We start from the raw sequence: 12946 nt of genomic DNA, 5'->3' as shown, positions 1-12946 counted from the left end.
TTAACATCTAATTTAAATTTTATTTATAACAAGTCACACATGCACCACCGCCTTCCTGCTCATCATAGATTTCATCCATAAAATCTCGGTCGACATCGCTTACATCTACTTGTAGAACATTGATCCGCTTTCGTTTTAGAAAACGTTCTCTTTTTTTATCATGTTCAGCTTTTATTCGAGCAATCCGTTTGGGGTCTTCAAGAGTAGATAAAGGTGTATCTTTACCTAGCCAATAGAATGTTCCATTACCTTGGTCGTCCTCTGCTCTTTTTTCATAATTCTTAGCTTCTTCAAACGCCTCTGGATGGCGCTCTTTAAGGCGAACCCATTCGATTTTTCTTTGATAGAAACAGAACGTGCAGCCACTACGTGATCTCCAATCGTAGTATCCAGGTAGCCCTTGGGCTTGGGCGCTCTTAGGGTTATTGCGTGCTTCTTCCGTATCAGCAAATAAATCGGCTTGCTGTAAAATCTCTTTGACGCCCGCCAAGTCGATGCCATCATCCCGAAACGGCATAACAGTAACAATGTCTCGATTACTCGTCGCTTGATAACCTTCTCGGTAGGGTTCATCGCCTCTAATTCCGACATAAGTAACAACTTGGTAACCATCATCTAAGTACTGTTGAATCCACTTCTCAAATGGAACAAGCTTCATTTGTATCGTGCACCAACGAGCTTGTGGAGAAGGCAAATAGTCATTGTGCTCTTTCAGCCAATAATCGAAGTCTTTTTTCTCTCGGTTCGACGTACAAATCTCTTCGTATGGATCTATTATTTTCTTACCTATATACCCCTCTAGTCGATTTACAAACTCAATGACTTCAGGTAACTCCTTACCGGTATCAGTAAAGTAGTAAGTCAAATCAACTTCGGGGTGTTTGTCACGCATATAAATTGCCAAAGCAGCACTGTCTTTACCGCCTGATAACCCGAGCACATGGAGTTGTTTCTTATTAGGGTCAATCATTTGGTCTTTTCTCCTAACAATGCTTCAAGAGACTTCATCAGTATTATTTTCTGCTCTTGTACCGACACGCCAGCAAACATTTTGTCTATTTTATTGAGGTCATCTTGATGGTCTTTCTCTTCTAACGATTTATCGATATTTCCAATATTACTAGCGAAATATTCCGCTAATTTAAAACGTTCTACAAATACCACTAACTCTGAGTTAGCCTTTTCAATTGCTAAGTCACTCCAGTTACGCTCTGCTTTTGCAGATAAAAAGGAGATCATATTAGATGTCCATTCATCTGTATCTTTACTAGTAAACTCACCAAGGCGTCGGGCAAATGTTTTCAACCCTGAATCAGCGGTATAACTTTCAACGCTAGTTACGCGCTCAATAAAAGTAGTATCAACAGACCCATTGAATAATGTATAGATACGCTCTCTAAACTCACTCAACATATTTCTATGAGCTGACTTCAGCTCGTCACAAATCTCGGTTATAACGTGAACTAATTCTTCATCATCTTTTGTATGTAGAACCGTTGGTAGGTCTTCAAGTAAGAATTTATTCGGGTCATCCGCCTTCAAAGCAACTAACCTAAATGCTCTGGCGTTATTCGATAGTTGTTGAGTATTCTTCACCCATCCAGATAGGCTTGCAACAAATGAAACAAAACCTTGAGCGGCATAAAGCGTACTCTTTGTAGCATCTGATTTGTTTATTATTCGGCATAACGACTCAATATAACTTTTCTTGACACCGTCATCTTCAAAATACCTTACACCAACACTCTTTGGCTCTTTAATCAGTTTATTTACGAATTCTTCATCAGCACCGGTTATGTAGATAAACTTATTAGTTACGTCTTTATCATAAAACGCCAAGTTATCCCTTTGCGCTAAAACAAGAGATAGAGTCCAAATAGGTATTAGGCCGCTTGTCAAACCATAGGGTTCAGCTGACCAAAGGTCTGCGATATCACTAAGAGGAACGACGCCATCAACACTACGCTTCTGTATGATACTCATTGCATCATCCCACAGCTCACATACTTTTTCTTGATGATTTTGCCGCATTCCAGTTGCTTTAGCGTCAATTGATGGCATTACAAAATCAAAATCACCTTCGCTATTTTCAGCATGTAAATCCAAATTTTGTAAACAAGATTTATACATTGCCATTTCGGGTGGAGTCCCTTCGATGGCAAGATCTTTTTCAAAATACTCGTCTACCATTTTTACCATCAGTTTCTTTCTTGCCGATACTGCAGCACCTGAGGGTTTAGCTCGATTGATAAGTTCGTTATAAAGTTTAGGGCATTTTGGATAAAGATCTTTTGCGACATTACTTGCAACCATTGATAGGTTTACACCATCAATTTTCTTGCCTTTATTATGCCAAGTTGCGCTTTCAAACAAATCTGCATATAAATTATCAAACGATACTTGCGACAAATTAACACGAGATTCTAGCTCTCTACGAGCAATACGGTCATGTTGAATTACTGGGTTATGTCGGGAGATATTGTCTAAACAGATTAAGTCAATAATAATCGACTTTAATTGTTCAATAGCTTTAGGGGCTGTTCCAAAAACGTATTCTGGGTGCTGTTTTGAAACAATATTTGCAATATCTGAGTCGCCAGATGTCAACAATATGAATACAGAGAATTCCGTTGAATTAAGGCTATTTTTTTTCTTGAACTTTTTAGCATCAAAACTACCGGTTTCAAAAGCCATTTTCATCCAGCGCAAAACACCAATTTCATGATAATGGCTTTTAGCAACAACATGGTCTGACTTAGTCTCTAAAAACTTTTTCCATTCATCACTATTACGCTGTTTGACTCTTTCATTTTCAAGCTCTTCATCAATATCAACATCACTACCTTCAAAAACAGCAAATGACTGCAAGTGCTTTCGATAGACGATTAATTTTTGCTGTTGTAGCTTTTCAAGAGATAAATCGATTTCATCTGAATTGTATTCGTCTAATGCTGCATGCAGAACACTCTTCGTAGAGTAAAGACCTAACTTACGTCCGAACATGTTCAAAATTGCAACAGTCTTAATTAGCTCTTCAACAAAACCTTTTTCTCTTGCTTGCGTACGCTCAACGGCATCTTTAGCTTCTGACCATGCTCTTGCATCAGGAGAAGAGAGTATTAGATGGTCTAAGTTGGCCTCAATATAATCATATAAGTCAGAGAGGCGATACAATACTTCAGCTTTATTATTACTAATAAAAGACTGAAAACCATGATTCTCGACAGATCCCAAAAATCCAAACGTACTACGCTCATTCTGGCTAAATCGACGCTTGGAAAGAGGCCCTAGTAGTAGAGTGGTTAATGGGTGTAGTGGTAAAGCTGATTCTAGTTTAAGCTTAATATTTATAGACTTCGAGACCCGGGTCTCTTCCAATGCTTTGAGAGTACTCTCAACAACCGAGCTATTAGGTTTATAAGAAGGTTCTTGAACGATGCTATTGCCAATAAGTGTGACTGTTTCATCTTCAGAAACATTAAACAATAGATCTGTATAACGACCTGTACTTTAGCCCAGCCTTCTTTTACCGACTGTGATTGCCCACGAGCATACTCAGCAAAAGCCTGGTGTAAAAAGCCTAAGAATAAAACAGGAAATTCTTTGCGTGCCATTTTCTCGGCAAAATCTTGAAAAAACTGGAGGTCTAGATGCTGAGAATTAAGAAACTCTAATGATTTACCCATTTCGTCAAATAGAATGACAATCCCATCAAGCGATTTTTCAACCAACTTGGTTACTTTGTTGAATGCTGTAAAAAAGGATTTCTCATCGAGTGGCCGAGGTATATGAGAGACGTCGATATTGTGAACATCAGCCTCAGCAATTATTGATGTCCATAATGCAGTTATTGGAGACTCAAAACTACAAACAGATTTAACTACAAACCAACCATTTTCTACTGGTATCTTCTTATAAAAGAGCTCAGAAAACTCCGACTTAACTACATCAGAAGCAACACTTCTAAGATTATTATTCGAGGATAGCAAACCTGCTAACAACAGAGCAACGGTTGACTTTCCTGTCCCATATGGGCCAGTAACTGTATAGGTTTTGCGATTTGACTGTTGATAGCCCTCTGCGATCGTTCTTAAAGTATTCTCTGCGGTACCATGAAAAACAAAGCCATTAAAGAATTCACCATCAAGATCTAAATCTGAATCTATGCGTGTTGAGCGTTGAAAGCGAATATTAACATTAATATGTTCTTTTAAATTTGACACGAGAACCTACTTATAAATCTTAGCGAGAAAGGTATTTTTATTATTCAACACATCAATATCTTTAATTTGTATTTGACGAAGACCTTGAGTATCCGTCCAGCCAATTAAGCCTGATGTAAGCTCTGAAGCTCGTTCTAATCGGTTTTCTACTTCTGTTTGAGCCATACGAAAAACACGAGCAGGGCTACCTGGATCAAGTAAGAACGAATCAAATGACATCGTGGTAGCGCTGTCTTTACCCGACAACATCGAAAAGTAATCAATAAGAGCAAAAGTAAATACTTGATCACTTAAAGTATTCCTTGGTTCTAACTCGCACAAAAATTTCTGTCTATCAAATTGCTTCAAAAGGCCTAACTCGCTTAATGGCGAAGAGAAACTATCTTCCGATACTTTGTTCGCTTTACCTTTTGCATAAGTAAGGAAGAACGTACTGATGTCTTTAGTTAAACTATTGTCTGCTGGTAATTGTAAAATGCTTTTCTTCTTGGTATCTGATTCAAACTGCTTTGTAGCAAACAGCTCTTTTATGAACACGAGAAGTGATTCTTTATCCACCGTCTGTCCGTTGTAAAAATTGAAAAATATACGATAAGCTGTCAATTCGGATACATCTCTACATAGAAGCCAATGAACAAGCCATAATGAACTTATATTTTCTAAGTGCTTATCTTGTTGATCAATCTGAAAATACTCATCACTAACCTTATGACCATCTGTCTGCTCATAGATACCCACACGTCCGGCCCAATATTTGACTCCATCAACCATATTCTTGCCCACGCCCCACTCAACCATTAAATCATCGGCAGATAGTGTATCGAAGCCTTCAAGCTGACTAGTCTGATAAAATTTATAAAGCCACCCATAACGAAGTGGAAAGGTTTGGTGCCCAGAAAATCGTGCTGTATATTTGTTCAAAATCAACCTTCAGATAAAAACTAGAACTTCAAGCCGCTCACTAAAACTTAGTTTAAAAACAACCAGTTAGGAGCAATTGCTAAAAATAAAAAAATACACTACATCTTACCATTTCTATTACATACTACAAGAAAACCAAGCATAAATAAGCGGCTTATAGCGCTCTAGACAGTCCTTAACCTACCAAAACCTCCAAGTATCAATTCCATCAAATATCTTTCCGTCCTAGCCCCTACTCCGATATGTATTCGGCACAATACGCTGCCAAGATGCAAACAAATTTGAAGCTCATAACGGCTTCTCATCTGGTAAATCGAAATTGGTTATAGAGTTTAGTTATGCTGTTGTAAGCTCACCTTTGATTGATACTTCATACTATCTCTAATTCTTTTTGAGGCTTCACAAGCTTGGTAAATATCGCGGATATATTCTCTTAAGTTATCTAACTTGTAAAACCAGGAACCATTAGAAAATCCAATAGGTACTGTCAACTAACTACGGCCAATACGGCTTCCACGACTGATGTACCTCCTCGAACGATATCGAGAGGTATTGATCGCTTACTGTTTGTGCGTTTTGATGATAAAAATTGATAGTTGAGTTCACGTAAATTACAAAGCCATGATTTAAAAGTAATTCTATCTCTATTGATATAGACAATCATTAGCATAGATCTCATTACGATAACTTTATATGCCCTAGATCAATCTTTATAGATTCAATGTTGAATCTATTTTATCGTTTATCTGACCTGTTTTCAAGGTACTAGAAATACTCGTACTTTGAGCTTGTTCATCATTATTTACTTCCTAAAACACGCCTTTACCTCACTCTCGTTCAGCTTTGCGCTCTTCATTCTTCTGCTTGCCATGCATACGGTGAAGTGGCTATAAAACGCTTTTACGACTTCTGTTTGGTGGGGGTTTTGTTGCTTGGTTTTATCTTTGGCGTAGCTGGCACAGGTGCCTCTTAGCTCGGCCATGCCTGTTTCACAGCGTTGCTGGGTGTCGAACGCCATGCAAGTGCTAAACCTTGGGTTTTTGCATAATAGCTTTTCACCTTCTGTTGCAATGGCGGCAATTTGTGAAAGCCGTTCTGTTGCTTCAAAGTTGTCTTTAATGGATGAATTGAGCTGTTCCATGTTTGCTACAGTAAAAGACTGACTGGCGAGTAGGTTGTCTTCAAATCGGATTTCAAGCTTCCATATCCCGCTTTGAATCTCGAACTCGTCACCGAAGTACCACATGGCCAAGTTTTGATCGTGTCGATACATGGTGTCGGGCCAGCTTGATCTTGTTGAGCTTTGTTTGGTTTCAGGGTTGGTGATTTTTGGGTGTGACATTGTCACGGTTATCGGGAGTTGGGATACATTATGTCGTTCAGGCAGGGTCAGCTTATAGCGAAAGCCTATGTATTGGCCAACTTCTGGGCGCACCAGTTTGGCTTTCTCTACGCGGTATTGTTTACCTTTTTGGGTAATAAGGCCGCTTTCTACAATAGAGATATTAGGCAGTCCATCACTGTCAACGTCACTGGCTTCGTTAGCCGATACGATAGCGCTGAAAAAGCCAATTAGAGATGCGATGAACAATGTACGAAAAGCCATAAGATTACCTGATACGCTCGTAGGCGATTTAGCAACGACAAAATTTATAATATGCAGGTTAATCTGGTTTGGAATGAATTACGATATTAACGCTAATCAATTGATTAGGTTTGGGTAATTGATCATAAAAAGGGCGAATTGGACGCGATATGTCAGGGGAATAAATCAATAAGCGAGGTTTAAGCCCCGCTTATTGATCCTGTTTAAACAGCCTTTATTGGCTGCTCAATCTGCTATTTAATCGACGAGAGGATAAACACCATTTTCATCGTGTACTTCTTGACCCGTGATTGGCGGGTTGAAGACACAGGCCATGACCATTTCTTTGTCTTGATATGCTCGCAGGTAATGTTCGTCATGTTTATCTAGGATGTATAGCGTTCCGGGCTTAATCGGATAGGTTTCACCACCCACCACTTCAATTTCCCCTTCACCACTCATGCAGTAAACAGACTCCAAATGGTTTTGGTAATGGATGTGGGTTTCGGTGTTTTCATAGATGGTCGTAATATGAAAAGAGAAACCCATTTTATCGTCTTTTAACAACATGCGGACACTTTCCCAAGTTTCCGATACCACTCTGCGCTCGCTATCGCGGCACTCATCCAAGGTTCTAACTATCATCTTTGTTCCTTCAATTAAGATGCTTTTCTAAAATGCTTTGCGACAACCGATTCTACGGCGTTTTCAAAAATGCTCAGGCCTTGATCCAGTTCAGATTCCGTTATCGTGAGTGGGCAGAAAAATTTAACCACTTCATCATCAGGCCCGGCAGTTTCAATCACCATGCCGTTTTCAAAACATGTTTTCGCGATGTGACCGGCCAATTCGCCGTTGTGGCACTCAACACCTATCATCATGCCCCGCCCTTTTTGTTGTACAAAAAGCTCCGGGTGACGTTTGATGCAGCGCTTAATAACATCGGAGATCTTGTCTGAATTGCGGGCGATATGCGCTTCAAAACGGTTATCAGACCAATAAACCTCGAGTGCTTTTGTGGCAGTAACGAACGCATGGTTGTTACCACGAAATGTTCCGTTGTGCTCGCCAGGCTGCCAAATATCCAGATCGGGTTTTAGCAGTACCACGGCCATCGGTAGCCCATAGCCACTAATAGACTTAGATAACGTCACGATGTCGGGCTTGATCCCTGACGGTTCAAAACTAAAGAAGGTGCCAGTACGGCCACAACCTGCTTGTATGTCATCCACAATCAGCAAAATGTCGTTTTTGCTGCACACTCGACTTAATCTCTGTAACCATTCGTTGGATGCAACGTTCAACCCGCCCTCACCTTGTACGGTTTCAAGTAGCACGGCGGCAGGCTTGTCTATGCCTGCAGAGTTGTCTGCCAGCATGGTTTCAAACAGCTTAAGGCCATCTATGTCGGCGTAGCCTTCAAACGGCATACGTGTGATGTTATTAAGGCTTGTGCCAGCACCTTGGCGGTGATGTTGGTTTCCTGCTCCGGCTGTGCAACCATGAAAACCATTGGTGAATGCCACAACAGAGCTTCGGCCAGTCACTTTACGTGCCAGCTTAAGCGCTGCTTCTACCGCATTGGTGCCTGTTGGGCCAGTAAATTGGACTTTGTCATCAAGTTGTCTCGGCGTGAGAATGTATTGCTTAAGAGCACTTAAAAAATCAGCTTTGGCGTCGGAGTGCATATCCAGGCCATGAGTAATGCCATCCATTTCTATATAGTCGAGCAACGATTGTTTTAATGCAGGGTTGTTGTGTCCGTAATTCAATGATCCTGCGCCAGCAAGAAAGTCGAGATACCGCTCATTGTCATCAGTTTCTAACCAGCAGCCCTTAGCTTTTGCAAAAACTACGGGGAAACTGTTTGAGTAAGAACGTACTTTCGATTCTTGCTTGTTAAAAATATCCATGATGAGACCGTATAAATTCCTATTTTTTGAGGATTAACGGGATTCGATACAAATATTCTGTATCGTGCTTCCCTTTGAAATGTGCTTGTTCATCTAAAAAGGTGCTGACTTCGCCGCATTGTCCGTTTTCAATATCGAGCTTTTTAAACAAAGCCCACGACGCGTCGTTGTCTTCCGTGATGGTCGTTTCAATCGCCGTCACGGTTTTCAATTTATCTCGGCCAAGCAGCTCGTGCAGCATGCTAAATGCTAGCCCTTTGCCTCGATAATTAGGAGACACAGCGACTTGCCAAATGAATAGAGTATTGGGTTCATCGGGCTTTCGATAAGCCGAAATGAATCCGGCTATTTCGCCGTTATACCTTGCGAGAATGCAGGTTGAACCGAAATGGGTCGATTGGAGGAAATTGCAATACGATGAGTTAACATCAAGGGGGGGGACAAGCCGCAATGAGACAAGAAACTTCGTCGCCATCTTTTGCTTTGGGCTCTGAAAACAGCCATTTTGCATTTGGATCTTCGCTAATCTCAGGATACATCACCCAAGGTGCTGATGTGATCATGTGTAAATACATTCCTTCGTACTCTAAATAAATTTATCCTTTTATTACGCACACAATGCAGGTAAAAATCAAAATTTGATGGATTAACGGTCAATAAATGAGATCAAAATCACAATAAAAACGTATTTAGTGCCATTTTAATATCATTAGAACACTAAGCTTTTCTGTATGGGCGAGTTTTTTGCTGCTTAAGTTTGGGCATTATTCGTGCGTTTAATGCAGCAAAAAGGAGGTGTTTGGGCCTGAAATGAAATCACGTTTCTCCAGCGGCATGGGCGGCCACTGAAGCTAGTTGGGCAAAAAACTGCGGTACTCTCAAAGGGAAATGGGGGTTGAGAGTTTTGTGTGTTTACTTAAAGTGAGGCGTTGCGCTCTTACAGCTCCAGAGAGGTCAAATACAACCTGGCATCCAGTTCGAGCTGGTGATAATCCGGCTCCATATGGCAGCAAAGTTGATAAAAAGCTTTGTTGTGATCTTTCTCTTTAAGGTGAGTCAGTTCGTGTACCACCAGCATCCGCAATAAAGGCTCTGGTGCGTTTTTAAACAGGGTGGCAATCCGGATCTCATTTTTAGCTTTGAGTTTGCCGCCGTGAACACGCGACACAAAACTATGCAGCCCCAGTGCGTTATTCACCATGTGGATTTTTTTGTCGTAAACCACTTTACTCAGTGGTGAGGACTTTTTTAAGTAACGGTTTTTAATCGCCATTGTGTATTCAAACAAGGCTTTGTCCGAGGTGATGGTGTGGTTTTGTGGGTATTTTTGTTTCAACCACGGCTCAAGCTTATTCTGTTCGATAAGGGTCGATATTTGATTGAGGATGTGTTCAGGGTAACCTTGTACGTACTTTAGTTTATTTTTCATTGCTAGCCGTTGGCATCGTTAGACATAGATCTCAAAAAGAGTATACCTGCGATCATTTTGTCTGTCGTTGTTTAACCACTTCCTTTTGGTATCGTGCTTAAAGATGATAAAGCCTCTCGAGTGAGAGGCTTAGCGTTTTTCTAAAATGCTTATCTTGCTAGGCGGCAGTAGTCGCCTTTACAATTTTCGTGGGTTTTGATCTGCTTGTAGCTTGCCTTATCCCATGTGTATAAACGCTCGATTTTGTTTTTCTTTAAGCTAGGGATGTAACCTGTATCGTACTGGCTTAAGTAGTGTTTCTTGTACAAAGCCATTTTGTAACGATAATCAACACCGTAGTCACGGGGTGTTAGTGAACCTTTTGGTAAACGTTCTTTGAGCGACTTAAACTGATCGTCACGCTTAGTCATGAACGCGCCCGTGTACGGCTGATCTTCACCAAAGTAGATCTGACATTTCGTTTCGTCACCTAGGTCATACGCAGCTTTAATCAGCGCTTCTCTCACAATAAAGTGGTCGATATGCGAACCATTAGCAATCAACGCAAATACCGCACAGTTTTCTGTTTTAAGCATCGGCTTCATGTCTTCTGCCATGCGCAAATATATGTTTTCTTCTGACTCACGAAAATCTGCGAAGTCACCACCTGGGCCGCCACCTGCTGTTTTTGAACCTTGGTATTTACGCAATGGCGCGTCACCAAAGCCATTTGTTTTGTAACGAAATTTATCCCAAGATTTGAACATATCGATGTGCGCAGCCAAATCTTCTTTGAAGCGCATTGTCGTAATGTCGAAAATGCGTTTGTTGCTTAACTCATCAAAGTGGTTGGTGCTGTAGTTAGACATTGAAAAGAAAACTTCACCAATAACGTTTTTGTCATGCAACTGATTGGTCAACTGCATGTTGTTGATCAATCCACCAAACGTAAGCAAAGTATCATCTGGATGAGGGCTCAAGAAAAATACGTTTTGTTCTTTTACTTCAAACTCATTGTCAATTACGAGATCCGCGTGGGCAGTAAATGCCCCCAATACCAGCCCGCTAACGGCAGCAAGCTTAGTAAACGACTTGATTAGTTGCATGTTGCATTTCCTAACTAATAAATTCAAACCAAGAATTAGGTTTGATATAAAACGAGGATTCTAGTTATTTCGCATTACAAATCAAGTGCGTTTTCATATTATTTACACCCAACGCAATCGTTTGCTCGCTTATTCGGCGAAATAACCCTACTTCATCCTTGTTTTCAATAATCAGTGAATCGCTTCGACGTAAGTGATTCGTTACGTCTATAACGATTGATTAACCCCACCTGCCTGATATATGCTGCCAGCCCTTATTTATTGGCTTTGGAACTTGGTACATGGCTTCTTCGCAATGCATAGACATTCCCTTTAATTCTCGTCATACGTGCTGGTTTTGTGGCGAACCAAGCCATGTTTATGCGCCCTTCCCTAACAAGAAGACTCGCACCACCGTTGAGCACCAATCCATTGAACTCCCAAGCTGCGATGAATGCTATAGCATTAGCCAAGCAAGCGATGCGAATTCGGTGTTGCAACTGCAAAGTGAAGTGAAACATGGCTTATTGAAAAAGCACGCTCAGGCATTAGCTGTTGGCCTTAACTGGACAAAAGAAGAGCTAGAAGAGTCTGAGTTTACAGGGGCGGCGTTAGAAGGCTTTAGACGCAGCGCCTGGGCGATGTATGAAATTGCCAAAGCACGAATAGACTATCAAGGCTGGCCACTGTCGCTCGATGACATGCCAATAGAAATATACGACGAAACGTCTTGTTTTGAATTTGACGGAATGCGTTACCTAAACCTACAGGCTTGTATTGACCACTATGCCACTTCACTGGGTTTAGATAAGCCATTGCTAGAGCAATTAACCGATGTTGTCGGCATCGAACGGTTAAGTTATGCGATCCAAATTGCAAGGTTAAACCCACGCATCTCCGAACGAAAACGCACCAGTATCGTAAAAGAAATTGAACAGCAAGAATTGGAGCGTACCGAAGCCGAGTCTTTACAGCATCAAGGCAATAATCAAGGTAGACACGAACCAGAAGCGGTGCTTATCTCAGGCGTCGTCGCCGAGCCCGATGCCATTGCATGGCTGATGAACAACAAGATAACGACGCTTGCAAAACTGTTGCAGTCTGAAGATGATTTTTTTGATGCCTTTCAACATCTTGGAGGTGTTGGAGCCTTTGCTAAATTTAATGGTATACAACTGTATTTAGAGGCAAGGCAAGATGAATCGTGGGTAGAAAAACACGATATTAATAAGCCGATGTGGGATGCGCTAATATAAACGAGTGACCGCGAATACAAGCAACTAGCCATTCATCAAATACATTAACCAGCAGTGCAAAAACACTAATACAGACCAAGTACGGGCGCTTTTGCTCTGCTGGAATAATGCTGCAAATAAGCTATCACTCGGTTATTTTTGACGCAACTGAATTAACTATCAGTAATGAGCATCGTACTTTTTTTGCGAGCTAAATTTGAAAATCGTTTCTTAATGTAAATTAATGCTTGATATGGCATTCTTTGAGCCAGATCTCAACTCCAATCGATAAGTCGATTCACGTCACTTATTTTAGCTTTCCACTCAGTTTTCTTGATAACCGGCTTTCACAAGCGACCACTCGTATCGTCGAGCCATTTTGACTCAAGTTGTCGTTTACTTTGTAGGCATCAGGCAAAACAATCGGTTCAATACGCTCTGGTTCGACAACCTTCAAGTGAGGCCGAAATTGCTTATTCTTTGCTAAGCGCTGCATAGTAAATAGTATTGCTACGCCTGTTAGCGTAAACGCAACAAACATCCATTCCATAATCACCCTCTTTTGACTATTGCTGT

Annotated in this window: 10 protein-coding genes and 1 pseudogene; 1 reads left to right on the top strand and 10 read right to left on the bottom strand. The window is 40.9% G+C overall.

Annotated features, from left to right (window positions below):
- Positions 1-19 precede the first annotated feature (19 nt).
- From VTAP4600_RS02625 to VTAP4600_RS02580, 9 genes and pseudogenes are all read right to left on the bottom strand, one after another.
- On the bottom strand, positions 20-970 hold the full coding sequence (locus VTAP4600_RS02625) for a phosphoadenosine phosphosulfate reductase domain-containing protein (protein ID WP_102521367.1): 951 nt from the start codon (positions 968-970) through the stop codon (positions 20-22).
- A complete protein-coding gene (locus VTAP4600_RS02620) occupies positions 967-3486 on the bottom strand; it encodes a hypothetical protein (RefSeq protein ID WP_145958549.1) in 2520 nt (839 codons plus the stop codon). The genes VTAP4600_RS02625 and VTAP4600_RS02620 overlap by 4 nt, the downstream gene beginning before the upstream one ends.
- A 743-nt stretch (positions 3487-4229) precedes the next feature.
- Positions 4230-5144, bottom strand: a complete 915-nt coding sequence (locus VTAP4600_RS02610) for a DUF4007 family protein (protein ID WP_172443052.1) — start codon at positions 5142-5144, stop codon at positions 4230-4232.
- Positions 5145-5946: 802 nt separating this feature from the next.
- Complete coding sequence (locus tag VTAP4600_RS02605; protein WP_102521363.1) at positions 5947-6750, bottom strand: DUF3859 domain-containing protein; 804 nt, start codon at positions 6748-6750, stop codon at positions 5947-5949.
- 237 nt (positions 6751-6987) lie between these two features.
- Positions 6988-7374, bottom strand: a complete 387-nt coding sequence (locus VTAP4600_RS02600) for an ectoine synthase (RefSeq protein WP_102521362.1) — start codon at positions 7372-7374, stop codon at positions 6988-6990.
- Positions 7375-7388: 14 nt separating this feature from the next.
- A complete protein-coding gene (gene ectB, locus VTAP4600_RS02595) occupies positions 7389-8642 on the bottom strand; it encodes a diaminobutyrate--2-oxoglutarate transaminase (protein ID WP_102521361.1) in 1254 nt (417 codons plus the stop codon).
- A 19-nt stretch (positions 8643-8661) separates the two neighbouring features.
- A pseudogene (gene ectA, locus VTAP4600_RS02590) lies at positions 8662-9205 on the bottom strand (diaminobutyrate acetyltransferase).
- Positions 9206-9579: 374 nt separating this feature from the next.
- A complete protein-coding gene (locus VTAP4600_RS02585; RefSeq protein WP_102521360.1) occupies positions 9580-10071 on the bottom strand; it encodes a M48 metallopeptidase family protein in 492 nt (163 codons plus the stop codon).
- A gap of 149 nt (positions 10072-10220) precedes the next feature.
- Complete coding sequence (locus VTAP4600_RS02580) at positions 10221-11156, bottom strand: hypothetical protein (RefSeq protein WP_102521359.1); 936 nt, start codon at positions 11154-11156, stop codon at positions 10221-10223.
- A gap of 281 nt (positions 11157-11437) precedes the next feature.
- Here VTAP4600_RS02580 and VTAP4600_RS02575 point away from each other — a divergent pair, with 281 nt between their 5' ends.
- Positions 11438-12391 (top strand): hypothetical protein, encoded by a 954-nt coding sequence (locus VTAP4600_RS02575; RefSeq protein WP_102521358.1) that lies wholly within the window; start codon positions 11438-11440, stop codon positions 12389-12391.
- A 286-nt stretch (positions 12392-12677) separates the two neighbouring features.
- Here the strand turns inward: VTAP4600_RS02575 and VTAP4600_RS02570 are convergent, their stop codons facing one another.
- A complete protein-coding gene (locus VTAP4600_RS02570; RefSeq protein ID WP_102521357.1) occupies positions 12678-12920 on the bottom strand; it encodes a hypothetical protein in 243 nt (80 codons plus the stop codon).
- Between the last annotated feature and the right edge of the window lie 26 nt (positions 12921-12946).

The sequence above is a fragment of the Vibrio tapetis subsp. tapetis genome (genome assembly GCF_900233005.1).
Classification (GTDB): Bacteria; Pseudomonadota; Gammaproteobacteria; order Enterobacterales; family Vibrionaceae; genus Vibrio; species Vibrio tapetis.
The sequence above is the reverse complement of the archived record's forward strand: the minus strand, read 5'-3'. Positions and strand labels throughout refer to the sequence as shown.